Raw genomic sequence first — 23,898 nt, 5'->3', positions numbered from 1 at the left:
TGAACTTAAATGAACATTACAATTTTAACTGAAAAAAAAGGCTGGTATTTACCTCATGCCAGTGAGTTAAAAAAAAAGATTGAATGCAGAGATAATCGTGTGAGTATTGGATTTAATCACAATGAAATGGGCTACGGAGATGTTTTGTTTGTTTTATCATATGAAAAAGTCATTCCTTCAAATCACCTAAAGAAGCATAACTTGAATTTGGTGGTTCACGCTAGTGATCTCCCAAGTGGAAAAGGATGGAGTCCTGTTACTTGGCAGGTTCTAGAAGGAAAAGATAGAATCGTAGTGACTCTCCTTGAAGCTGATGAATCTGTTGATGCGGGTGATATCTACATTCAAAAAGAATTGTTGCTTAATGGTACAGAGCTGAACACGGAGGTTAAGGAGGCTCAAGCTAAAATCACACAAGAATTAATACTGGAATTCTTGCTGAAATACCCTGATGTTCACCCAGCAAAACAGCAAGGGAGAGAATCTTTCTATCCAAAGAGAACGCCAGAGGATAGTGAGCTTGATATTAGTAAAACCATCGACGAACAGTTTAACTTGCTTCGAGTTGTAGATAACCACCGATACCCAGCTTACTTTATGAAAAATGGACAAAAGTATATCCTGAAAATAAAAAAGGGGTGAAAAAATATTGAATCAACCAGTATTAAAGTTAAACAGCAGAACAATCGGTTCAAATCATCCTGCTTATATGATTGCAGAAATGTCCGCTAACCACGCAGGAGACATTAACCGAGCCATCGAAATTATCCACGCTGCCAAAGATGCTGGTGCCGACTGCATCAAAATTCAGACATACACACCAGATACCATGACTATCGACTGCGACAAAGAATGGTTTCAGATTACAAAAGGCACGTGGGAAGGTGAAAACCTATATAGTTTATATGGCAAAGCCTATACACCGTGGGGATGGCAGGGACAGTTAAAAGAAGAAGCCGAAAAAATCGGTCTGGATTTCCTTTCAACACCCTTTGACAAAACTGCTGTTGATTTTCTGGAATCCTTGGATATAGACTTCTATAAAATTGCCTCTTTTGAAATAACAGATTTGCCGCTTGTAACCTATATTGCCTCTAAACAAAAACCAATTATTATGTCCACCGGAATGGCAACTTTAGGCGAAATCGATGAAGCGGTAAAAACGGTTAAAGCACAGGGCAATCATCAGTTGTGTCTGTTAAAATGCTCTAGTGCCTATCCAGCGATCCCGGAGGATATGAATCTGAAATCAATCGGACATCTTTCGGAGACATTTGGTGTAGTAGCGGGCTTGTCGGATCACTCCTTAGGCTCCATAGCGGCTTTGACGGCAGTAGTTATGGGAGCGAAAGTCATTGAGAAACACTTTTGCATCAGTAGGGAAATTAAGAATCCAGATGCATCCTTTTCAATGGAACCGAAAGAATTTAAAGAAATGGTTGAAGCAATCCGTGCGGCAGAAAGAGCCATAGGGAGCATCAATTATGATGTCTCGGAAAAAGAAAAATCCAGTCATGTGTTTAGGCGATCCATTTTTGCCGTGAAAGAAATCCATGCAGGAGAGACATTTACAGAAGAAAACATACGGATTATTCGTCCGGGTTATGGCTTGGCACCGAAACACATAGATGAAGTCCTGGGAAAAAAAGCTTCAAAGGCAATTGCTCGTGGAACACCCCTTGTTTGGAATATGGTAGATTAGGAGATAGGTATCATGAAACGAATTGCAATGAGAACTGATGGCGGACCATCCATTGGAATGGGGCATATTATTCGAACATTATCTCTTGCTTCGATGCTACGCAAAGAGGGTCATGAAATTCTTTTTCTTTCAAGAGAAGATAATGGTATTCAAAAAATTCAAGAGGAAGGTTTTTCAGTAGTTTCGTTAGACTCTACTCAAAAAAATACAGAAGCAGCTTTATCAGAACGAGAGCATAAAGAAGGATTTGACTATGACAGCCAGGAACTTTTGGAAAAAGAAGCCTCAGAAATTGTGGTGATACTTTCAGATTACGCCATCGACATACTGATTATTGACAGCTATCATGTGAATCAAGAATACTTCCTGACCATAAAACCTCACGTCAAAAAGCTGGTTTACATCGATGATATAAACCGTTTCCCTTATCCAGTGGACGCGGTGCTAAACGGTAACATCGGAGCTGAAAAAATGCATTACACCAAATACTATCCCCATACCAAGCTACTTTTAGGGCTACCATATAACCTTTTAAGGGATGAATTCCACAACCTTCCAGAACGAACCATTAAAGAAAAGATCGAACACATCATGATCACCACAGGAGGCTCAGATCCATATCAGATGAGTGAAAAGATTCTCTCATCTTGCCTATATGATGAGGAGCTGATGGAGATAACCTATCACGTAGTTATTGGCCAGGGCTTTAGAGAAACATTTTTGTTGGAAAAGATGTCAAAACAACATCAAAATGTTATCTTACATAAAAATGTGAAGAGTATGTCAAAAATTATGTTGAAAGCAGATCTAGCTATTTCGGCAGGCGGAAGCACTTTGTATGAGCTATGTGCCTGTGGTACGCCAATAATTTCTTTTGTAATGGCAGAGAATCAGAGATGGATTGTGAAGGAGATGGCGAATCAAGGCATGGTTATTGAGACTGACATTGAATTGCAAAACACTCATCGGTGTGTTATAGCTACTATTATTAAGGAGTTGAAAGTGACAAAACGCAGAAATGTTTCGCGGATTCAGTATCAGAAAATGAGGGGAATCGGTCTAAATCTTTTGAAAAGCATATTTTGATGGATAGAAAGTCGTATAAGTTCATTTTTAGTAGATCGGTCTAATTTCTGTTCCGCAAAATAATCCTCTTGATCTTGGCATACGCTTAATTATTATTAAGCACACTATTTATGGGGGCAAGCAAGGTGACTATAAGTATGCATACTTCTGATACGTTTTGATCACTGCAGATGAATGTAGGTTATGTTTCTATGGGTGGGAGGTTTGATGATTATTTTCTAAGATACTAATGGAGACTGATAGGTGGGAAAAAATAATAGTTATTAATGTGAGGAGCATCAAACATGAAAACGATTTTAGTAACAGGAGGAGCAGGATTTATTGGAAGTAATTTCATTAAGATGATGCTAAAACACTATTCGGATTATAAAATCATTAATATGGACTGTTTAACCTATGCGGGCAATCTAGAAAACCTTCATGATATAGAAACGGAACCGAACTATAAATTCATAAAAGGGGATATTAGAAATCGGGAAGACGTATACAATATCTTTGAAAAAGAAAAAATCGATTGTGTTGTTAATTTTGCAGCAGAGTCTCATGTTGATCGAAGTATAGAGGAGCCAGAAGTATTCTTAACTACTAATGTTATTGGGACTCAAATTCTTTTAGATGCGGCTAGGAAGTGGTGGAAGATTAATCCTGAAGATAAATACTGTAAAATGTATAAACATGGTGTAAAATTCGTTCAAATATCTACGGATGAAGTATATGGAGCACTTGGTTCAAATGGAAAGTTTCTAGAGACAACGCCATTAATGCCCAATAGTCCTTATGCCTCATCGAAGGCAAGTGCGGATACGATTGTTAGAGCATATGGCAAAACCTATGGATTGCCCGTAAATATAACAAGGTGTAGCAATAACTATGGTCCATATCAATTTCCAGAAAAACTCATTCCGCTTATGATCAATAATTCCTTAAAAGGAAAAAAACTACCTATTTACGGAGATGGGTTACAAGTAAGAGATTGGTTGCATGTACAGGATCACTGTAGGGCTATTGATGTAGTGCTTCATAAAGGGGAAGACGGAGCGGTATATAATATTGGTGGGAATAATGAAAAAACAAATATTGAAGTAGTTAGATTGATTATTAAGGCGGTTGGAAAGACTGAAAGTTTAATTGACTTTGTACAAGATAGACCAGGCCACGATAGAAGATATGCAATCGATAATACTAAAATAACAACAGAACTTGGGTGGAAACCAGCGTATTCTTTTGAAAAAGGAATACAGGAAACAATACAGTGGTATTTGGATTATAGGCATTGGATAGAAACGATTGTATCTGGTGAATATATTAATTATTATAACAAAATGTACGTTGAGTCATTAAAACATTCAAATAAAATCATAGAAACAAAGCATAAAAATATAGCCTTCATCCCCTTACGAGGTGGAAGTAAATCTATTCCAAAGAAAAATATAAAGAGGATTCATAAAAGGCCCCTAGTTTATTGGGTGTTAGATCAGTTAGTGAAATGCAAGTACTTAGATGAAATCTATGTGGCTACTGACTGCGAAGAAATTAGAAAAGTGGTCAAGGCCTATGGGGAAGAGAAAATTACTGTTATTGACAGATCGGAAGAAAATGCCAGAGATCACTCGCCAACAGAAGCTGTAATGCTTGAATTTAGTAGCAAATATGATTTTGATCATATGGTTTTAGTGCAGGCCACATCTCCATTATTAGAAGAAAAGTACATAAGCGAAGGCTTTAAGCTATTACTAAGCGAAAAGTACGATAGCGTCTTATCTGCTGTTAGGCAAAAGAGGTTTATTTGGGAGAAAAAAAAAGGTGGCTCTGTGGCTTTGAACTATGATATCAATCAACGACCTCGGAGACAAGATTTTGAGGGTTTTTTGGTAGAAAATGGGGCCTTTTATATAACGACCAAAGAAGGATTGGAAAAACATAAAAATAGGCTATCTGGAAAAATAGGAATTGTGGAAATGCCTGAAGAAACATATGCAGAAATAGATGAGATGTCAGATTGGATGATGGTAGAGAAACTCTTAAAAAAGAGAGAGAATCATCAAGCGGAGAATAAGTTAATTGAAAAGTTAAAACGAATCAAACTTGTCATCACAGATTGCGATGGTGTTTTAACGGATGGTGGCATGTACTATTCAGAAAGTGGAGACGAGTTAAAAAAGTTTAATACAAGAGATGGAATGGGAATAAAGCTTCTTCGGAAAAACGGAATAGAAACGGTGATTATTACAGGAGAAAACGTTGATTTAGTTAGAAGAAGAGGTGAAAAACTAGGGATTAAAGAGATTTATTTAGGTGTGGCGAATAAAGAACCAATTGTTAGAGAGTTATCTCAAAAATATCATGTATCCTTGGATGAAATCGCTTATGTGGGAGATGATATTAATGACTATGCTTCGTTGAGAATAGTAGGATTAAGCGTAACGGTTCAGGATGGAGCGGAATTATTAAAAAAAGAAGCGGATATCATAACGAGGGCGAAGGGTGGTAAGGGAGCTCTTAGGGAAATAGCAGATAGGATTTTAGAATGTAAAGGATCGTATTGATACAGGGGTGTGAAAATGAATGGAGTTATCATTCAAGCCAGAATGGGATCTAACAGGTTTCCAGGAAAAGTAATGAAAGAAATAATGGGAAAGCCTATTCTTTATTATGTATATAAAAGAAGCGCTCATGCGAAATATTCGGATAGAATAGTGATTGCTACTACAAGGAAAAAAGAAGATGATACGATCGTTCATTGGTGTCTGGAGAATAACATCCATGTTTTTAGAGGTTTGGAATGTGATTTGATTAATAGGTATTATCAAGCGGCAAAGGAATTTGATATAGAAAACATTGCAAGGGTAACGGCGGATAATCCGTTTGTTATGTCAGAAATTTTGGATTTAGCATTTCTTTTGAGAGGGTTATATAAAAATGATTTTGTAGCTCCGTCTTTAAGTGGAAGGAACTTACCTTTTGGGTTAGGGACCATGTGCTTTACAAGAGACATGATTGAGAGGGCGAATAATGAGTCTACATCTCATCAAGAAAGGGAACACGTGTTACCTTATTTTAAAAAACGCCTTCACATAATAAATGCCTTTGAAATCCCCTATCCCTTCAATCATAAAGAGATAAGACTAAGCATTGATTATGAGAAAGACTATGAAGTTTTAAAGCCTTTAATGGAAGAGCTGATAAAAAAACATGGCCTTTATTTTAATATGAGTCAACTTATGGCGATGATAGGATGATAGGAGATAAAAATCTCTTCCTTATAACTCATTGGAAAATATAGAGGTTTTCCAGGGAGTATGATAGAAATCATAGATCCGAATGTCAACGAATTTTTGCTTTAAAAGGGCAGATTTTTACAGAGGAAAATGGTATACTGCCAATAGAATGGGTAGTTTTATAATAGCTAGATACAAAAGAAGTTGAAAAACGAGTGTATAAAAGACTAGAAGACTTGGATAAAAGATGGAAGAAAGGAGCATGATTTATGGATATTGCCGCATTATCAATGGGACTAAGCCAAATGAAATTGCAAAATGAAGTAAGCACTTCGGTTATGAAAATGGCTATGGATGCTCAAGGTGGTGGAATGGAAAAATTAATGAATGAATCCTTAGAGGCTATGGATGCAAGTCAGAAAATGATGGAGCAATCCCTTGCCCCTCATATTGGTGGAAGTTTGGATGTGAAACTATAAGCTTAATGAGGGAGAAAAGCGAAGATGTCGGTACAGATAAATAGAATGGCTAAAAAAGATAAAGAGGAAATTTTTAAGCTCATAGACGCTGTAAATCGAGGAGATAAGCTGCATTACTCCATTACAGAAGAGTGGCTTGATTATGTCATGGATGAAGCCGGAGAAGGCCTAATGGTAGGGTATCGTGGTGACCTGCTGGTAGGCCTAGGAACCTGCATGATAAATCCTGAAGACAGTAATCAGGCCACTTTTAATGTGGTAATTCACCCTGAGATGAGGAATCAGGGTTTTGGGACGGCTCTTTACCATGGCCTATTGGAATATGCGAGACAAAAGCATGTTCAGACAGTAGAAGCCTATGTAAAGAAGCGATTAGAGAATGCTGTGAGATTTGCTCTGACAAAGGGCTTTCAGGTAGTGCTTTATTCTTGGCAAATGGAATTATCATTGAAAAAAACAGGAACGCCATATGAAACAATGAAATCTGTTGCCTTTCGAAGGACAGAGGCATCCGATGGGAAAGCCTATGCATCTATAGTTTATGAATGCTTCGGAGACTCAGTAGAAGAGGATTCACTGAGACGATTGCTGAAAGATCCTTCCATAGCCGTATATCTCTTGGAGAATCAGGGAGAGATCATAGGATCCGTAGCCATGCAACTTAGAAGGAATCTGTCTTTAGGGTATATTTATGATGTAGCCGTATTGAAGGAGCATCGAGGACAGGGACTGGCAAGTTATTTGCTGAAACAAGCCAAGATTGAATTAGAAAAAGCTGGGATGAAAAAAGCCTCCTTATTGGTGGCTGGAGAGAATAAGGCAGCCTTACGCCTCTACGAAAAGGAAGGATTCCAAATCACAGATACGGATTTTGTGATGCAAAAAACCTTAAACCCCTTATAAGCAGAGAAACCAATACCTTGAAGGCCGTGCCCCTTACCAGGTCATTATGCCTATTTTTATGGACGCCTCTATAAAAAGAGTGAATATCCTATAACAGGCAGGGTATCTAGGGTATACTATTTGTATTGAATAAAAAAGGGGAGAGGTTTTATGCCGAAAAGAAGTATTCGTCAATTTATGTTACTAAGCTTACTGGGAGTTCTGCTATTATCCTATGTTGTCAACAATATCATGACGTATCGAACTGTTAGCAATACCATGCAGGAAGTAATGATTGAGCAATCAAGAGAGCAAGTATACGAAATGGCAAGACATGCAGAACTAATATTAAATACATCGCAGCGTCCAATAGTAGATTTACAGGAGTTTGTAGAGACTAAAGCAAACCAAGAGAATGTAACCTATGCAATTATTATTAGTTCTGAAGTGAAAGCTATTGCTCATAGTAACATTGATCGCATAGGAAGAGTTTATGAAGATGAATATACAGTAGAGGGTGCTTCTACAGGCGTAAGGCAGCAAGACCGCTGGTATGCAGATGCTGAAGGGATTTGGACTATAGATATATTTGAACCGATTTACTTAAACGGAGAATATTTTGGTATGCTGGACGTTGGTATGCCTGAAAGTGGCGTTGAGTCAGTGGTGTCATCTGTTTTACGTCAGCAAGTGATCATAGCAGTCACCAGTTTTATCCTGATTGCCGTATTGATTTACATGATCGTAGGCGTTATCATCAAAAAAATACGAAAATTATCCGCCGTGGTGGATAAAATTGGAAACCTAGATTTTACCATGGATGAGTCCATGGACGAGTTAGGAAATAGCAAAGATGAAATAGGGGAAATGGCCACCTCTATTCAATTTATGAATACCACCGTGGCCAAAGCCTTGAACGAAGTGAACGTAACAACCCATAACCTGTTCCAAGCTTCTAGTGGATTAGACAAAGTGTCCAAAGAAGGCTATCAATCTACCAATGAAGTGACACAAGCTGTAGAAGAAATGGCAAAAGCCAGCGAAGAACAAGCATTAGATACGGAAAAAGGAGCACAGCTTGTCAATGAACTATCAAAGGATATAGACGAAGTATTGTGCAGCACCCAAGATATCGTAGAGATGACAAGAACTGTGGAATCCTACAGCGATAAAGGCGTTACGACTATTTCTACCTTAGAAGAATGGGCAGAGAAAAACAAACAATCATCTGAAAATGTGTCTAAAATAGTGTCCGATGTAGATGGAAGCGTTGATGAAATCTCAGGGATCATTAATACCATAACCGATATTGCCAGCCAAACCAATTTATTGGCATTAAATGCCTCTATTGAGTCAGCGAGAGCAGGTGAAGCGGGAAGAGGTTTTGCCGTAGTAGCTGAGGAGATTAGAAAACTGGCAGAACAAACTGGAGAAGCAACAGAATTTATCAAACAAAAAATAGGAAGCATCCAAGATATTTCCAAAGAAGCCGTAGAAGAAATTAAAAATACCTTGGAGGTAGTAGAAAAGAATTCAGAGGTAGCCGTTGAGACCAAGGCGATATTCGATGAGATAAAAAAACAAGTGGATCAAGCTGCACAAAAAGGAGGGGAAACTACCTCTAAATCAGAAAGCATGCGAGAAAGAAAAGATCAAATTGTAGCAGCCATTGAGAACATTTCTGCTTCAGCCGAAGAAACATCTGCTAGTACAGAGGAAGTTTCAGCATCTGCTCAAGATCAGTTGTCGAGAATGGAAGCCATTACAGAAAGTGCTGAGTCTTTAAATGAAATTGCAACTAGGTTACAAAATGAAGTAGCTAGATTTAAATTATAGGAAGCAAGAACAGAGAAGGCCATGCCTTCTCTGTTCTTGTTTTTGGAGACAGGGAAAAACTTTGTTATAAAATTACCAAAGTTTTTCGGGATATGTTATAATATTGTTCTATAGGGTAAAAGAATCATAAAGAATATTCTTTGATGGAGTATAGATCCAATCAGAGGACAAAGGAGAAACAAATGGGGATTGTGTTGCGTTATGAAAATCCAGAAAAAATAACGGTTCATGAAGTTGCTTGTATTCTTTGTAAAGAGAAAGCCGTGGAAGAAACCATTCCTATGAAGAGGCAGGGTCAGGACTGGTTGCTGGAAAAAAATCTGCCGCCTGGGGAGCATCGCTATGCTTTTTTAATTAATGGCAACTTAAGGCTAAATGATCCGAAAGCAAATATGTATGCACCAGATGATCATGAAACCATATGGTCTGTTCTCTTGATTGATGAAGCAGGACAACGGCTATATAACAATCAAGAATACCAGTTGCATATTGACGCCTACCTGTTAAGCTCCTTTTTATCCGAAACTCCTTCAGGAAGGAGCAAAAAAGTCTTTAACAAGCGAATAGACCCTAAAGTGGCAGCTGGTTTTACTTTTAAGGAAGTGACAGGCCTTCATTGTGTTACCGTGGCCTGGTACAAGCCAGATAACACGTTAGACCGTTTTTCAGAACAGTATTTAGTGGAGCCTGAAACCAAAGACGAAAAGATACATTTGTGGTTTTGGATGGATTTAAAAGGTTCCGAAAGAGAGGTATCCATAGGGAAGTGGACCTTGCGGTTGTTTATAGATGGTCGTTATATACTGGAAGATAGTTTTATGATCCACGAAGAATCTGTCTATGGTCCATTTAACAAGTAAATGTATAAGCAGAGGGGGCATCATCATGACAAAAATTGGGATGAATCAGCTGAATGTTTCTCATTTGAATCAGCAACAAAATCAACCCATCAACCATCCAGCACAGAAGGAAGGGGTCCACAATCAAAACCATAAGCAAGGAACCGGCATTAAAGTCGATATGGCAAAAAAGAGTCAAGAAGCGTCTCGTCAGGAAGCCGAAACTTCAGATAGTAAAGCTTCAGGGAACGGGAGATTAAGAGGGTTTTTCAGTTCTGTAAAAGAGCGAGTCATTTCCGCTGGCGAAAGTGTTCAGCATGCAGCAGAAACAGTGGTATCCATGGGAAAAGAGGTGGCAGGTGCCGTGAAACAAACGGCTTCCAACATTGCTTCTAATGTGAAAGAAACGGCTGTCAAGGTAGGGGAAAAAGCACAGCAAGCCTCTGAAAGTCTGGAAGAATTAAAAGCGGCGGCGGCTGGCATGGTTAAGGATGCTACGGCCATCGTTTCCCAAGGGGTGGGTACGGCGGTTTCCATTGGTCAGGATGTAGTAAAGACTGGAGCCAACATTGCAGAAGGTCTTAGACAAATTGGTGGGGCCTTTGGAAAAGACCAAAGCCTTGGGCAGCGAGTAGGTCACTTATCCCAGGGAATTCAAACCATGACTACGGCTTTTGAGCCTTTAAGCAATATTTCGGAAACCTTCCAAACTGGAAAAGAAGAAATTGGTTCTCGTATGGATGCGATTAAGGGTAATTATTTAATTGTAAGAGAGGAAGCCAGTGAAATAAAATCTGCTGCCATTAGCATTGGTCAAGACATCGGCCAGTCTGTCCGTTACACAGCAGATCAATTGGTTCAAGGTGCTGAAGCCATTGGAGGTGCCTTTACAAACCATCAGCCTGCGGCTGTCTATGGATAAATAAGATATACAAATAAGACGCCCTTTTAGAAGCATTTTTCTAAAAGGGTCTTTTTCTTGAAAGGATATAAGCATATGACATTTTGCCTAATTTCAAAGAAAGCCTTGGCAGATATGATTTTTTTGGTTGAACAAGGAAATCCATGATATAATTACAGGTATATAAAGGAAACGATTAGAAGTTGGGTTGTGAATAAGGAGACGTAGTCATGAGGGTAGTAAATGTTTATCGAGCAGTTCCAGGAATGAAATTGGGAAAAACCGTATACGACGAACAAGGGTTGGCCTTGTTGCGACAAGGGGTATGCCTAACCAATGCCTATATTCTTCAGTTGATACAGAAAAATATACCAGCGGTTTATGTGGATGATGAATTGTCCCGAGGTATTGAGGCGCCCAATGTCATTGATCATGAAGTGCGTATGAAAGCGGTTTTGCAGATAAAAGATATTTTTGAAGAGGTAAGAGATCAAAAAAAGAAAATGGCCACTCGCTATATCAGTGATCATCATTATGAACAAGTAAAAGGAACCTTTGATGAGATTATGAAAAATCTCCAAAACAATAAAGGAGCCACCATGAATATGGCGGAGCTCATGTCTACGGATTTATATACCTATACCCATAGTTTGAATGTGGCGGTGCTTTCTGTGTTAACGGCACAGTCTTTAGGGTTGTCTCAAGGATTAATAAAAGAATTGGGAGTAGGAGCCTTACTCCACGATATTGGCAAGATGGCTATATCGGATGAGATTCTCAATAAACAAGGAAAATTAACGGAAGCGGAATGGGTTAAGATGAAGGAACATCCAGAAGAAGGGTATAAAATGGTAAAAGATAATTTAGCCATTAGTGCCTATACAAAAGCCATAATTTTGTCTCATCATGAAAGAATAGATGGAAGCGGATATCCCAATGGTTTTCAAGGAGATAAAATTCATCTGCTGACCCAAATCGTCTCCATGACAGATGTTTTTGATGCGGTGACGAGTCATCGTTGCTACCGAAGAGCGGTACCAGCCTATGAAGCTGTGGAAATCATAACCGCTCAGGTCCATCGAGGATATGAGGAAAAGGTATTTCGGGCGTTTATCCAAAATGTGGACTTATATCCTCCAGGCCAATTGGTTCAATTATCTACTGGGGACAAAGCCATGGTGGTAAAAAACAATCGAGAATATCCAGCAAGGCCCTTGGTTCGAGTTTTAAATACAGAAAATCAGCCTGTGGGGGAAGTGGATTTAATGAAAGATTTATCTTGTTTTATCCTAAAGGAAATTGAAGAAATCTGTGCCTAGAAAAATGCATTGAAACCAAGACGGAGATTGTTATTTGGTGATGGGCAAAGGTTTATAGATCTTTTGAAAGGGTACTTATCAATAAAGGATCGATGGTAGGTGGAAAACTGTAGGGGGGCTAAGGATGAAAAAGCAAAAATGGAAAATGCTAGGAGTCATTAGCCTTGTGCTGATTCTGGGGTTGATTTGGCAGGGCATTACTTGGACTACGGAACCTTTGAAAATAGGATTTTCTGCTGGATTGACAGGTACGGCTTCGGAACTGGGGGTTAGTGGTCGGAATGGATTGATGATGGCCGTAGGAAGCATCAATGAGGCAGGTGGCATCCATGGCAGAGAGGTGCAATTGGTAGTTCGGGATGATGAAAACCATGTGGGAAAAGCCTTGGAAGTAGATAAAGCCCACTATCAACAAGGGATTCAATTTATCATTGGCCATATGACCAGTAATATGGCAGAAAAAACCCTTCCATTTATCAACCAAAACAACCTATTAATGATTACGCCAACCATGAGTTCTCATGATCTGACAGGCAAGGACGATCATTTAATTCGTGTGGTTTCTTCCAACAAGGAAGAAGCTGTTTTTATGGCTGAGATTTACAAAAAAAATCCTGAAATTCAGCGAGTGACAATTCTCTATGATGAATCCAATGCGGCCTATACCCAGGTAATACGGGATTTTTTTACAGAGTCTTTCCAAGGGGATTTAGGGAAAGAGGTTGTTTCCTTGGCCTTTCATTCCAGTGAAATCATGGATTATGGGGAGTGGATTGGCAAGGTCGTGGAAACAGAACCAGATGGGCTGATGATTCTGTCTTCTGCCTTCGATGCAGCCATGTTTTGCCAGCAATTGGAGCAAGCTCAAGTCGATTTACCAGTGTTGCTATCCGCTTGGTCCATGACCAGGGATTTAATTACTCATGGTGGAACGGCTGTGGAAGGGGTTCATATGGTTAGCTTGATGAATCGAGATAGTCAAGACAAGGCTTATCTGGAATTCGCAGCAGAATATCAAGATCGTTATGAAGAAGAACCTTCTTTTTCTGCGATTTTTGCCCATGATGCCGCTACGGTTTTATTTGAAAGTTTGTTGGCATTAGAGGCTGAACACCATACGCCTCAGGAGGTGAAGGATAAAATAATTTCCATAGGCACTTTTCGGGGATTGCAAAGCGACATTGAAATAGACCAGTATGGCGATGCCCGCCGTGAACTCTACGAATATACCATTATCCATGGGGAATTTGTGAAGGTGGAAAAGCCATGAAAAAAAGCCAAAGATTGCGTGATTACATTATTCGAAGCAATGCCATGGCCGTATTATTTCCTATTTTGATGGTGGGACTGTTGGTGGTCTCCATGATTTTATACTACAATGAGCAGGATATGCAGCAAAAAAATCATATTATTGCCTCTACCATTGCACAGCGAATTACCCAAATGTTGGATAAACCCGTGGCAGATCTAAAGGAGATCGCAGCCCTGTTGGAGCAGCAGACCTTGGAAGCAGAAAAAATCCCCGCTTATTTACAAACCGTGGTGACTCATGCGGATTATCTAGAAGGATTAGAAATAATTAATGAAGACGGGCGAGTCCAGTATATAGCACCAGCGAATCCCAATTTGCTGGGCATTAGTCGAGTGAATCAAGGCCATTATCAAGCGGCTAAAAATCAAGAGGATCCCTTTTTTTCTACTAGTTTTATTTCTCAACAAACAGGAGGTCCAGCTTTAAGCGTTGCGATGAAACATGAATCCTCTGTTTTGGTGGCATATTTGGATTTAGAGCAAATTAGCATGTTATCGGCACAATTAAGCCATAGCTATGGCAACGACATGATGGTGGCAGTAACCGACCGTCGAGGGGTCTATATTTCATACAAAGAATTAGAAAAAGTGTATCAACGGGAGCTGGATCCTAATGTAGATACCATCAAAGAAACCCTTCAGGAAAAAGATTATTATACAGGGAGAATCCAAGGAGAATGGGTAACAGCATATCCCATTGAAAACGCAGGCTGGTATACCATTGTCTATCAATCTGTTGATATTCTTTATGATACAGTGAAACGAATGGTGGTCTTTAGTTTTGTCATTTTACTCCTCTTTTTCTTGATGTCAACCAGCATCACTCGAAGGAATATCCGTAGAATTACCCGTTCTTTTCAAGAGTTGCTGGCTCAAACTCGAGAAATTGCCAAGGGTAATTATGAAGAAAGAGTGAAAACCGATAGTTTTGAAGAATTTAATCAACTAGCGGATAGTTTTAATGGGATGGTAGATAAAATTCAAGAAAGAGACCAACGATTGCAGGAATTAGCCTACTATGATGAGGTAACAAAACTTCCTAATGTTAGTTATTTGAAGGAAGCCTTACGCAAAACCCTGGAGAACCACAGGGAAAAGCAAAAGAAGCTAGCGGTGATTTATTTTGATCTAGATCAGTTTAAACGCATTAATGATATCTATGGTCATGGTTTTGGAGATGAAATTTTAGCCCAGATTGGTGAAAAAATGGCTTATTTAAAAAAAGACACCGGGTTATTGGCTCGAATGAGCGGAGATGACTTTGTTAGTGTGTTGTCGGAAATGACAAATCCTGAAATGGTGTTGGAAGAAATCAATCGGATTCGCCATATTTTTGAATATCCTTTTTCCTGTAGAGAAACAGAAGTATATATAAATACAAGTTTTGGTATTGCGGTGTACCCAGATCACGGCCATACGGTGGAAGCCTTGCTTCAACATGCGGATACAGCCATTTGTGCTTCTAAAAAGCAAGGAAACAATCGGCATACATTTTTTCAAGAATCCATGAAATTTGATTTGATGAAAAAAATGGAACTGGAAAAAGGCTTGAGAAGGGCTTTGGAAAATAACGAAATGACACTTAACTACCAACCTCAAGTCTTTACGCATCCATTGAAAACAAGAGGCATCGAAGGTCTTTTACGCTGGGAACATCCGGTGTTGGGGGCGGTATCTCCTTATGAGTTTATTCCTGTGGCAGAAGAATCTGGACTCATTATCCCTATTGGAGAATGGGTGATATCTAAAGCTTGTGAGAAAATAGCGTCTTTTCAAGAGTCCCATCTCCGTGATTTAGTGGTTTCGGTTAATGTCTCTACATTGCAGTTGCGAAGTCGTGGATTTGTTGAGATGGTGAAACAGCAATTAAAGGGATCTGGGGTTAACCCAGCCTTGCTAGAACTGGAAATAACGGAGAGTGTCTTTATTCATTCTTTTGATGAAGCAGTGACCATCCTAAAGAAATTAAGAACTCTAGGAGTGAAAACATCTCTAGACGATTTTGGTACGGGCTTTTCTTCCTTATCCTATTTGAAAAATTTGCCCATCAACACCTTGAAAATCGATAAAGCTTTTGTCCAAGGAATGGAAAAAGATCAGAACACAAAAGTCATGATTCAATCCATTATAGCCATGGCTCATAAAATGGATTTAGATGTGATTGCAGAAGGCATCGAAACCGAAAAACAGCTTGATAGGATAAAATCCTATGAATGCGATATGGTTCAAGGCTATTTCGTGAGCCGCCCTCTTTCAGATGAAAATCTAAGGGCCTATTTTCAAAAAGGATAAAATTCTAAAAAGAAAAATTTAAAAAATAGTTGACAAAGCAGAAAATCCGTATTATTATTCTATACAGATTTAAAAATTTCCAAATAGAAAGCGTTTTAAGAGCAATACCAACAATCGAATAATATCAAACTCTTATCAAGAGTGGTGGAGGGACTGGCCCGATGAAACCCGGCAACCATAACTGTTTATCCCAAGGATAACAGCTAAAGGTGCTAAATCCTGCGGAATTTCCGGAAGATGAGAGAGTCAATATACTTACTAAATTGTCTCTCTGTCTTATACAGAGAGTTTTTTTATTGTTCAAAAGGGGGATGAGAGAAAAGGGTAGGACATGGCTAGGGTTTCAGAAAAAATTTAAATGGAAAAGGATGATAAAAATGAAAAAATTAAGTGGCGTATGGTTGGTTATATTGATTTTATTGGTCAGTGGTTGTGGCTCATCGAAAGAAACAACCACCTTGGATCCGGCTCACTTAACTATTGGGGTGACACCAGGACCCCATGAAGAAGTTATGGAGCAGGTGAAAAAAAAGGCTGCAGAAGATGGAATGGTTATCGAACTCCAAGTGTTTACAGAGTATGTAATGCCTAATATTGCATTGGCAGAAGGTGAATTGGACTTAAATATGTTTCAGCATAAACCATATTTAGAAAAGTTCAGGGAAGAAAGAAACCTTGATCTTGTGGATGTAGGATATACCATTAATTTTCCTATTGGTGTGTATGCAGAATCCTTAGAATCCATTGAGGAAATACAGGAAGGGGATGGAATAGCCATACCCAACGATCCGACCAATGGAGCCAGATCCCTTATTTTATTGGAAAGTGCTGGACTTATTAGGTTGGAAGAAGGCGTAGGCGTGGAAGCAACCGTCAACCATATTGCAGAAAACCCGCTGAATTTAGAATTCATTGAGCTAGAAGCCTCACAACTACCACGGCAATTAGGAGAGGTAACAGCGGCTGTCATCAACTCGAATTTTGCCATTGAATATGGATTTGTACCGACGGAAGATTCTATTTTGATGGAAGCCAGTGATTCTCCCTATGTCAATGTAGTGGCTGCCAGAGCAGAGAATCAAGAGGACCCAGCCATCCAACAATTGATGGAATACTATTATCAAGAAGATATTAAAGCGTTTATTGAGGAGAGATTTCAGGGATCCATTGTTCCTGGGTGGTAACAGAAATCATTTGTAAAGAGAGGGAAGAAGGCCAATGATTGAATTTCAAAATATCACAAAAGAGTTTAAAACAGAGACCCAAAGGAATATTGCCCTGGATCAAGTATCCCTAAAGGTTTCTCAAGGAGAAATCTATGGCATTATTGGTCATAGTGGCGCTGGAAAAAGCACCTTAATTCGAGTGGCGAATTTGCTGGAAAAGCCTACGTCGGGCCAGGTTGTTTTTAACGGGATGTCTTTAACCTCTCTTTCAGCAAAGGATCTTAGAAAAACAAGGCAGGATATGGGGATGATTTTTCAGGGATTTCATTTACTGGAAACTGCAACCGTGTATGAAAATATTGCCATCCCATTAAAACTAACGGGTCTGGATTTCAGAGAAATGAATAAACGGGTGAAGGAATACCTATCTGTAGTGGGTCTAGAGGAAAAAGAAAAGGCATATCCAGCCCAACTATCTGGTGGACAAAAACAGCGAGTGGCCATTGCCAGAGCTTTGTCTCTCCGGCCGAAAGTATTGCTATGCGACGAGGCAACCAGTGCTTTGGATCCAGAAACCACGGAATCTATCTTAGCCTTGTTAACACAGATTAATCGGGATTTTGGAATTACCATGTTACTGATTACTCATGAAATGCAGGTGATTCAACGTATTTGTGACAGTGTAGCCGTTATGGAAGCAGGTAAAGTAGTGGAAAAAGGGGATTTAACCCAGATTATATCGGCACCGAAACATCCGATCACAAAAAAATTCATCAACAGTCAGTTTCCCTCTGGAGCAGAAGAACTAGTGAATCAGCCATGGATGGATAGCCATCTGGTAGTAGAATTGTCTTTTGTAGGAAAGGTAGCGGATAAACCAGTTTTGGCTGAAGTGGCGAAAAAATTCCATGTATACCCCAATATTCTGTCGGGTAATATGGTGCCTCTTAAAAAACAGCATTACGGCAAATTATTGGTGCAATTGCAAGGAGACAAAGAAGAAACAGAAAAATCCTTGGACTATTTAAAAGCCAAGGGCATTGGCATAGATGTGGTGAGAGGAGGCGGTGATTATGAAGTTGTTTCTTGAAGAATGGGCGATGATTATTGTAAATGCAAGCATAGAAACTTTTCAGATGGTGGGAATTGCCATTTTCTTTGCCATTTTACTAGGGCTTCCATTGGGCATATGCTTGATTCTAACGAGAAAGGGAGGCGGCTACGAGAATAGGCTTCTCTATAATGGACTCAATGCCATCATTAATTTTTTTCGTTCCGTTCCTTTTATCATTCTTCTTTTCTTTATTTTACCCTTTACTCGTTTGCTGGTAGGGACTTCCATAGGGGTAAAAGGAGTGTTGGTTCCCTTGGTGATTCATACGGCACCTTTTGTAGCACGGTTAATGGAGTCAGCTCTTTTAGAAGTGAATCGTGGTGTCATTGAAGCGTATGAGGCTATGGGCATTACCACACCAAAGATTGTGTGGTATGTCATGATCCGAGAGGCACGACCTGCTATGGTGTTGGGCTTGACAACAGCGGTGATTTCCCTGATTGGCGCAACGGCTATGGCTGGACTGGTAGGAGCTGGTGGATTGGGAGACTTGGCCTATCGGTACGGGCATTTGCGTTACGAAGCTACGGTGATGTATGCCACCGTTGCCTTGTTGGTAATTTTGGTTCAGTTTATTCAGACTGGCGGCAATCGTGTGGCAGCAAGAATCCGAAAATAAAACCAACCCGCTGATGCGGGTTGGTTTTATTTTTCTTGGGTCTGTATATAATAATCCAGCAGATCTTCTAAGGAGATAATGCCTGCCACCCTATTGTTTTCAAGAATAGGCAAGGCGACAATATCGTGATGACGCAAGCGCTTCACAATGGCTAACAGGTCTTCATCGGCTTGGCCATAGATCACCTCTTTTGTCATGACCCATTCTACTGGACAACTTTTATAATGACCTGGATCCATTAAAAATCGGTAGATATCAGCTTTTACAATCATTCCTATTAAATCATCGGATTCGTTGACTACAGGAGTTCCGTTAATATTGTGTTGGTTCATAATGTTTAGTACTGTGTCCAAGGTATCGTTGGGTTTAACGGATACCACATGGCAATTCATTATTTCTTTTACGATCATATAAAAACCTCCTTAAGATGTATTCTTGCGTCTTGGTTATGACCTAAGAAAGAAGCGATTGGAGCAAAGGAAGTAGGATGACAACCTGTCCCCCTTCTGGGCTATCTACTACTTCGATGCTTCCGTGGTATTTATTGGCAATAAGATCATAGGCATAGGTTAGCCCCAAGCCGGTTCCTTCTCCAAGTTCTTTGGTAGTGAAAAAAGGATTAAATACTTTCGTGCCATCATGGGGAGAAAACCCTTGGCCACTGTCTAACAATTCTATTTTAACACAATTATTTTCCTGATGGGTACGAAGGACCAAGTAATGAGTAAAATCACGGAGAGCAGTTTTCTTACAACGGGTGATTTCATCGATGCTGTTCCGGATTAAAATTATCAACACTTGAAAAAAGTCGTATTTATTGATTAAAATGATGGGATCTTGATCCGTCAAGTTGGTTTCCACCACATCAAAAACCCTTAAACTAGATTCTATGTCATGGAGGACTTCTTCAATGAGTCGATTAAGGTTCTCGGCCTTGGTGCCAACTGGATAAGAGAAGTGTGCTGGTAGTTGGGGGCAACCGTCGCCTTTATAGGGAATGGCTGATTGCTGGGACTCATAAAGTATTTTTTCATGGCGCAGGCGTTCAAAAGCCGATGAAAATATTTCAGAGGTGAGTTTTAACACAAAAGGAGTAGAGACGCTCCACTGGGCTTTTTCCTTTGTAAAGTCAATGCCTATATACCCAATGAGCTCTTGGTGGTAAAAGATAGGAACGGTGATCAGGGATTTAATGCCTTGTTCCAATAGGATTTGCTTTTCCGATGTGGCAAAGGGATCCATATGTTCTACCTCTTCGATAAAAATAATTTCTTTTTTTAACAGTTTAATCATCCACCATTGAAAATTATCGGTGGCTAAGTTTTGCAGCTTGTTTATTTCAGAAGAAACACCTTCTGCGCACCATTCATAAGTGTTATCCATATACCCCAATTCATCCCGAAACATAAAAACATACACCCTAGAGGCCTTGGTGAATTCACCAATGCGTTGGAGACAACGGTTGACCAAGTACTCATTTTGAATATTCAGACTCATCATAGAAGAGGAAATATCCGTTAATAAATCCAATACATCCTGTAGTGTATCCTCGCAGACACCTTTCATAAAATCATAATCCTCTGTATTTTTAATCATTTTAATCCTCCTGTACTCACAATCATTTTAATTCGCCGGTAGCAGTATTTCCTGTAGCAGTAACTCCTGTAGCAGTAATTTTAGGTTGATTTCACTTCAAAAGTTTGCCCAAAAGAGCCTATCCATATGCTGGGCATAATCTGGGAAGCGTAGTATGTATTTATATACACTTAGGGAATTTTCACATAATCACAATGTACCACTAAATAGAAAGAGATTCAAGGGCGTATACGGTGCTTTAGGGTGGATTTATTCTGGGTTTTGCTGAGTGGCCCATTTTAGTAGGAGTCATAGGAATGATTCCTACCAAAGTCCTATGTATAAAAGAAGAAAGAGAATTTGATAGGGGTTGGGAAGGGTTAAGTTAAAAGAAATTTAGCCGATAATACTAATGAACAGATAAAGATCCGAAGGTTATCCTTAAAATACGTAAAGAGGTGTTAAAATGGCAATGAAAAACCCACATCAAGAAAAAAAACAAATGCAAAACCCTAAAATTTATAAAATGCCTAAACAAGTCAATCTAGGTACCGATGAAAAAAAAGAGACCACGAAAGCAGTAGGGCAGAAGCAAGCCAATCCATATTTACAATCCAAAGTGATGACGGCTTCGCCCCAAGAGCTGGTAGCCATGCTGTACGATGGAGCTTTGCGTTTTATCAATCAGTCTGCGGAAGCCATTGAAGCAAAGGACATGGAAAAAGCCCATACTACTAATATAAGGGCCCAGAATATTGTCTTGGAACTAATGGGAGGACTCAAGCAGGAATATGAAATTGCTGAGGATTTTTTCAGAATGTATGAATTTATTCATTTCCATTTGATTGAAGCCAACACTGAAAAAAGCACCGATAAATTGAAAGAAGCGGCAGATCTACTTAGGGAATTACGGGACACATGGAAGCAGGTCATGACAGAAGCAAAACTTTCTTAGGAAAATAAAATTGGAAAGAGACAGAAGAGAACCCTTGTGGTAGCATAGAACTATCACAAGGGTTTTTTGGATGGAGAAATAAAAGCAAGGCATGTTATATTGGGCAAAAAGGAGTGGTGTGAAAATGAGCTATCATAACTGTCCTGGCTGTGGGCATTTAGTGACGGAACAGCCAGAGGGGGAGTTGCTTTGTAAAGATTGTGCCAAAGAGCAAGGCGATCCTTATAAAAGGGTACGAGATTATGTCTACGATCATAGAGGGGCTACGGTACTAGAAACCGAAGAAGCCACAGGAGTGAGTCGCTCTTTGATTTTACGTTACGTAAAGGAAGGGCGGATTTCCTTGATGGAGGGGCGAAGTATGCTAAACACCTGTCGAGATTGCGGTGTTCTTTTGGATTATGGCCACTATTGCAAGGATTGTAAAAGAAAAAACATGGAGTTGGAGTTGAAGAAACAAGGTGGCACCTCCAAACGTGTTTCTAGCAGTTTTGGGAGGCGCCGTCGTTCTTAAACATTAAAACGGAAATTGATGATGTCTCCATCTTTAACCACGTATTCTTTGCCTTCCAACCGAACTTTTCCTAGTTCTTTGAGCTTTACCGTAGAAGGATGTTCTTTGAAGTCTTCAAAAGCCGTAACTTCGGCTCGAATAAATCCTTTTTCAATGTCCGTATGAATTTTCCCGGCAGCTTTTTTGGCAATGGTTTCTTTTCGGATTGGCCAAGCCCGCACTTCATCCTCACCACTAGTAAGGAAGGAAATAAGTCCTAGCAATTCATAGGCCGATTGGGCTACTCGGTGAATTCCTGGGGATTCGATGCCAAGTTCTTCCATAAACATTTCTCGGTCTTCATCGTCTAATTGGCTGATTTCCTGTTCGCTTTTGGCACTAAGGGCAATGAGAGGCATATTTCTTTCCTGGCAAAAATTTTCCAAGGCTTCCTTTTGGGGATAGCTTCCCTCGGTTAATTGATTTTCATCGATATTGACCACCATCATCATGGGTTTTTCCGATAGAAAACCAAAGGTTTTCATAAGTTCTTGCTCATCTTCCTTCATCTCTAACTCATGGATGAGTTTTCCGTTTTCCAAAGCATCTTGGCATTTTTTCATGACTTCCATTTCTGCCTGATGTTCTTTGGTGATTTTCTTGCCAGCTTGAATGCGTTGGATTCGATTTTCGATGACGCCTAAATCGGAAAACAAGAGTTCCATATTAATGGTTTCGATATCTCGGAGAGGATCTATGTCTCCTTCTGGATGAAGGACTTGATCATTTTCAAAAACACGCACCAGGTGAATAAGGGCATCTACTTTTCGAATGGTATCTAAAAACTGATTCCCAACGCCTTTTCCAGCACTGGCACCCTTTACAAGGCCAGGAACATCTGTTAGCTCAATGGTAGCTGGAGTGGTTTTTTTAGGTTTGTAATGAGCAGTTAAAAAATCAATCCGTGGGTCTGGGATCTTGACATTTCCCGTATGGGCTTCGACTTTACCCGTGGCAAAGCCAGCGGTTTCTTCCTGTGCTCCGGTGAGTAAGTTAAACAAGGTGGTTTTTCCTGTGGTGGGAAGTCCCACAATTCCAATTTTCATTTTTTTATTCCTCCTGATAAGGAGGGTGCAGGGGTGCACCCTCTTTTGTTTTATGGATTTCAATATAAGTGTGGACAAAATGATCGTACATTTTTTGGATGTCTTGTATTTCTTTTTGTGCACCTGAATCAAAGGCTTGTTGGTCCACTTGGTTGATGGGCAATACCCCTGGGGAAGTGCCTGTCAGAAAAAGGCCATCCCCTTTCTCAAGCAGTTCTTTGGTGATAGGCATTTGGGTCAAAGGGTATCCTAGCCGATGGAGCAGGGATACGACCACTTTTCGGGTAACCCCTTCCAGGATTTTGCTAGGGGGAGATGTGTAAAAATGACCATCTTTCACAAGAAAAAAATTTGAACGACTCCCCTCCGTAATCTCTCCAGCAGGGTTCACCAAAAGTGCTTCATAAGCATCTCTACGGCGAAGGGCCTCTAGAATAGGTGCTCTAAAATCCGTGGCAATTACTTTGGCATGGGGATTCTGCCGCTCTGCTTTATGAAGAATCACAGGAACCCCCTTCCTTAACTGTTCTGTAGAAGGGTAATGGCTGCTAATAAAAAAGAGGTATAAATTGGGACTTGGTGTATCCAATTGATTAAGGACTAACTTAATATTATCCTGTTGAGTCTGATTTTTTTCAATTAAATCCAGCAATTGAGCGTAAAGCCTGGATGGCTCAAAAGAAAAAGAATATCCAAGGAGATGAAGGGATTTTTTCATCCGATCTAAGTGGGCCTCCCAAAACAGAGGGATGCCATCAATGACCCGTATTACTTCGTAAACAGAAGGGGTTTCCAAGATTTTTTCTGGGTCAAAGTCCTTTACTGGGTAAAAAGTACTGTTTAAGAGATAGAATTGTTTCTGGATTTCACGATGCATCGGTGATTCCTCCATATTGAGATAAGCCTCTAAAGGCCATGACCTTAAGAAGGTTTATGTATTTTGATTTCTGACGGGAGAACCTCTAAGACATTGTATCACTGTTGAACCCCATTGAAAAGATCATT

The 23,898-nt window shown here is 39.8% G+C and carries 22 protein-coding genes and 1 riboswitch; of the genes, 18 read left to right on the top strand and 4 right to left on the bottom strand.

Annotated features, from left to right (window positions below; translation table 11 throughout):
* Positions 1-9 precede the first annotated feature (9 nt).
* The 16 genes from ACZ47N_RS04660 (at position 10) to ACZ47N_RS04585 (ending at position 18,764) form a co-directional block, all read left to right on the top strand.
* Positions 10-642 carry a formyltransferase family protein gene (locus ACZ47N_RS04660; RefSeq protein WP_464887972.1) on the top strand — a complete coding sequence of 211 codons (633 nt, stop codon included), beginning with the start codon at positions 10-12 and terminating at the stop codon, positions 640-642.
* 7 nt (positions 643-649) lie between these two features.
* Positions 650-1,702 carry a pseudaminic acid synthase gene (gene pseI / locus ACZ47N_RS04655; RefSeq protein ID WP_464887971.1) on the top strand — a complete coding sequence of 351 codons (1,053 nt, stop codon included), beginning with the start codon at positions 650-652 and terminating at the stop codon, positions 1,700-1,702.
* A 12-nt stretch (positions 1,703-1,714) separates the two neighbouring features.
* Entirely contained in the window at positions 1,715-2,788 is a 1,074-nt protein-coding gene (gene pseG, locus ACZ47N_RS04650; protein WP_464887970.1) for a UDP-2,4-diacetamido-2,4,6-trideoxy-beta-L-altropyranose hydrolase, read from the top strand.
* Positions 2,789-3,072: 284 nt separating this feature from the next.
* Positions 3,073-5,334 carry a dTDP-glucose 4,6-dehydratase gene (gene rfbB / locus ACZ47N_RS04645; protein ID WP_464887969.1) on the top strand — a complete coding sequence of 754 codons (2,262 nt, stop codon included), beginning with the start codon at positions 3,073-3,075 and terminating at the stop codon, positions 5,332-5,334.
* A 15-nt stretch (positions 5,335-5,349) separates the two neighbouring features.
* Entirely contained in the window at positions 5,350-6,027 is a 678-nt protein-coding gene (locus tag ACZ47N_RS04640) for a cytidylyltransferase domain-containing protein (protein WP_464887968.1), read from the top strand.
* Between the two features lie 248 nt (positions 6,028-6,275).
* Positions 6,276-6,485 (top strand): YjfB family protein, encoded by a 210-nt coding sequence (locus ACZ47N_RS04635; RefSeq protein ID WP_464887967.1) that lies wholly within the window; start codon positions 6,276-6,278, stop codon positions 6,483-6,485.
* Positions 6,486-6,509: 24 nt separating this feature from the next.
* Complete coding sequence (locus ACZ47N_RS04630) at positions 6,510-7,388, top strand: GNAT family N-acetyltransferase (RefSeq protein WP_464887966.1); 879 nt, start codon at positions 6,510-6,512, stop codon at positions 7,386-7,388.
* A gap of 150 nt (positions 7,389-7,538) precedes the next feature.
* Positions 7,539-9,203: a methyl-accepting chemotaxis protein gene (locus ACZ47N_RS04625; RefSeq protein ID WP_464887965.1), complete on the top strand. Its 1,665-nt coding sequence runs from the start codon at positions 7,539-7,541 to the stop codon at positions 9,201-9,203.
* Between the two features lie 182 nt (positions 9,204-9,385).
* Positions 9,386-10,063: an early set domain-containing protein gene (locus ACZ47N_RS04620; RefSeq protein ID WP_464887964.1), complete on the top strand. Its 678-nt coding sequence runs from the start codon at positions 9,386-9,388 to the stop codon at positions 10,061-10,063.
* A gap of 25 nt (positions 10,064-10,088) precedes the next feature.
* The gene (locus ACZ47N_RS04615) at positions 10,089-10,964 is read left to right on the top strand and encodes a hypothetical protein (RefSeq protein ID WP_464887963.1); all 876 of its coding nucleotides are present in this window, start codon (positions 10,089-10,091) and stop codon (positions 10,962-10,964) included.
* Between the two features lie 209 nt (positions 10,965-11,173).
* On the top strand, positions 11,174-12,262 hold the full coding sequence (locus ACZ47N_RS04610; protein WP_464887962.1) for an HD-GYP domain-containing protein: 1,089 nt from the start codon (positions 11,174-11,176) through the stop codon (positions 12,260-12,262).
* A gap of 124 nt (positions 12,263-12,386) precedes the next feature.
* Entirely contained in the window at positions 12,387-13,532 is a 1,146-nt protein-coding gene (locus tag ACZ47N_RS04605) for an ABC transporter substrate-binding protein (RefSeq protein WP_464887961.1), read from the top strand.
* The gene (locus tag ACZ47N_RS04600; protein ID WP_464887960.1) at positions 13,529-15,865 is read left to right on the top strand and encodes a bifunctional diguanylate cyclase/phosphodiesterase; all 2,337 of its coding nucleotides are present in this window, start codon (positions 13,529-13,531) and stop codon (positions 15,863-15,865) included. The genes ACZ47N_RS04605 and ACZ47N_RS04600 overlap by 4 nt, the downstream gene beginning before the upstream one ends.
* A 129-nt stretch (positions 15,866-15,994) precedes the next feature.
* A riboswitch (SAM riboswitch) is annotated at positions 15,995-16,109 on the top strand.
* Between the two features lie 133 nt (positions 16,110-16,242).
* Positions 16,243-17,049: a MetQ/NlpA family ABC transporter substrate-binding protein gene (locus tag ACZ47N_RS04595; protein WP_464887959.1), complete on the top strand. Its 807-nt coding sequence runs from the start codon at positions 16,243-16,245 to the stop codon at positions 17,047-17,049.
* 34 nt (positions 17,050-17,083) lie between these two features.
* On the top strand, positions 17,084-18,121 hold the full coding sequence (locus tag ACZ47N_RS04590; protein ID WP_464887958.1) for a methionine ABC transporter ATP-binding protein: 1,038 nt from the start codon (positions 17,084-17,086) through the stop codon (positions 18,119-18,121).
* Complete coding sequence (locus ACZ47N_RS04585; protein ID WP_464887957.1) at positions 18,105-18,764, top strand: methionine ABC transporter permease; 660 nt, start codon at positions 18,105-18,107, stop codon at positions 18,762-18,764. Before ACZ47N_RS04590 ends, ACZ47N_RS04585 begins: the two co-directional genes overlap by 17 nt.
* Positions 18,765-18,790: 26 nt before the next feature.
* On the opposite strand, the gene ACZ47N_RS04580 is transcribed toward ACZ47N_RS04585, so the two are convergent.
* Positions 18,791-19,174 (bottom strand): CBS domain-containing protein, encoded by a 384-nt coding sequence (locus tag ACZ47N_RS04580; RefSeq protein WP_464887956.1) that lies wholly within the window; start codon positions 19,172-19,174, stop codon positions 18,791-18,793.
* A gap of 43 nt (positions 19,175-19,217) precedes the next feature.
* On the bottom strand, positions 19,218-20,360 hold the full coding sequence (locus ACZ47N_RS04575) for a GAF domain-containing sensor histidine kinase (RefSeq protein WP_464887955.1): 1,143 nt from the start codon (positions 20,358-20,360) through the stop codon (positions 19,218-19,220).
* Between the two features lie 445 nt (positions 20,361-20,805).
* Between ACZ47N_RS04575 and fliS the strand changes: the two genes are divergently transcribed.
* Together fliS and ACZ47N_RS04565 are read left to right on the top strand one after the other, a co-directional pair.
* Positions 20,806-21,294, top strand: a complete 489-nt coding sequence (gene fliS, locus ACZ47N_RS04570; RefSeq protein ID WP_464887954.1) for a flagellar export chaperone FliS — start codon at positions 20,806-20,808, stop codon at positions 21,292-21,294.
* 124 nt (positions 21,295-21,418) lie between these two features.
* Positions 21,419-21,808, top strand: a complete 390-nt coding sequence (locus ACZ47N_RS04565; protein ID WP_464887953.1) for a hypothetical protein — start codon at positions 21,419-21,421, stop codon at positions 21,806-21,808.
* Here the strand turns inward: ACZ47N_RS04565 and ychF are convergent.
* Both ychF and ACZ47N_RS04555 read right to left on the bottom strand, forming a co-directional pair.
* Positions 21,805-22,893, bottom strand: a complete 1,089-nt coding sequence (gene ychF / locus ACZ47N_RS04560) for a redox-regulated ATPase YchF (protein WP_464887952.1) — start codon at positions 22,891-22,893, stop codon at positions 21,805-21,807. The genes ACZ47N_RS04565 and ychF overlap by 4 nt on opposite strands.
* 4 nt (positions 22,894-22,897) lie before the next feature.
* Positions 22,898-23,770, bottom strand: coding sequence for an aminotransferase class IV (locus tag ACZ47N_RS04555; RefSeq protein ID WP_464887951.1), 873 nt, complete (start codon positions 23,768-23,770; stop codon positions 22,898-22,900).
* Positions 23,771-23,898 lie beyond the last annotated feature (128 nt).

It is taken from the genome of Tindallia texcoconensis, from assembly GCF_055383815.1.
The sequence above is the reverse complement of the archived record's forward strand: the minus strand, read 5'-3'. Positions and strand labels throughout refer to the sequence as shown.

Coding starts and splice junctions, on each gene's coding strand:
- ACZ47N_RS04615 (WP_464887963.1), top strand. CDS start 10,089: ATGACAAAAATTGGGATGAATCAGCTGAATGTTTCTCATTTGAATCAG.
- ACZ47N_RS04610 (WP_464887962.1), top strand. CDS start 11,174: ATGAGGGTAGTAAATGTTTATCGAGCAGTTCCAGGAATGAAATTGGGA.
- ACZ47N_RS04630 (WP_464887966.1), top strand. CDS start 6,510: ATGTCGGTACAGATAAATAGAATGGCTAAAAAAGATAAAGAGGAAATT.
- pseG (WP_464887970.1), top strand. CDS start 1,715: ATGAAACGAATTGCAATGAGAACTGATGGCGGACCATCCATTGGAATG.
- ACZ47N_RS04605 (WP_464887961.1), top strand. CDS start 12,387: ATGAAAAAGCAAAAATGGAAAATGCTAGGAGTCATTAGCCTTGTGCTG.
- ACZ47N_RS04580 (WP_464887956.1), bottom strand. CDS start 19,174: ATGATCGTAAAAGAAATAATGAATTGCCATGTGGTATCCGTTAAACCC.
- ACZ47N_RS04660 (WP_464887972.1), top strand. CDS start 10: ATGAACATTACAATTTTAACTGAAAAAAAAGGCTGGTATTTACCTCAT.
- ACZ47N_RS04640 (WP_464887968.1), top strand. CDS start 5,350: ATGAATGGAGTTATCATTCAAGCCAGAATGGGATCTAACAGGTTTCCA.
- ACZ47N_RS04575 (WP_464887955.1), bottom strand. CDS start 20,360: ATGATTAAAAATACAGAGGATTATGATTTTATGAAAGGTGTCTGCGAG.
- ACZ47N_RS04555 (WP_464887951.1), bottom strand. CDS start 23,770: ATGCATCGTGAAATCCAGAAACAATTCTATCTCTTAAACAGTACTTTT.
- ACZ47N_RS04635 (WP_464887967.1), top strand. CDS start 6,276: ATGGATATTGCCGCATTATCAATGGGACTAAGCCAAATGAAATTGCAA.
- ACZ47N_RS04625 (WP_464887965.1), top strand. CDS start 7,539: ATGCCGAAAAGAAGTATTCGTCAATTTATGTTACTAAGCTTACTGGGA.
- ychF (WP_464887952.1), bottom strand. CDS start 22,893: ATGAAAATTGGAATTGTGGGACTTCCCACCACAGGAAAAACCACCTTG.
- ACZ47N_RS04590 (WP_464887958.1), top strand. CDS start 17,084: ATGATTGAATTTCAAAATATCACAAAAGAGTTTAAAACAGAGACCCAA.
- ACZ47N_RS04600 (WP_464887960.1), top strand. CDS start 13,529: ATGAAAAAAAGCCAAAGATTGCGTGATTACATTATTCGAAGCAATGCC.
- ACZ47N_RS04620 (WP_464887964.1), top strand. CDS start 9,386: ATGGGGATTGTGTTGCGTTATGAAAATCCAGAAAAAATAACGGTTCAT.
- rfbB (WP_464887969.1), top strand. CDS start 3,073: ATGAAAACGATTTTAGTAACAGGAGGAGCAGGATTTATTGGAAGTAAT.
- ACZ47N_RS04595 (WP_464887959.1), top strand. CDS start 16,243: ATGAAAAAATTAAGTGGCGTATGGTTGGTTATATTGATTTTATTGGTC.
- fliS (WP_464887954.1), top strand. CDS start 20,806: ATGGCAATGAAAAACCCACATCAAGAAAAAAAACAAATGCAAAACCCT.
- ACZ47N_RS04565 (WP_464887953.1), top strand. CDS start 21,419: ATGAGCTATCATAACTGTCCTGGCTGTGGGCATTTAGTGACGGAACAG.
- ACZ47N_RS04585 (WP_464887957.1), top strand. CDS start 18,105: ATGAAGTTGTTTCTTGAAGAATGGGCGATGATTATTGTAAATGCAAGC.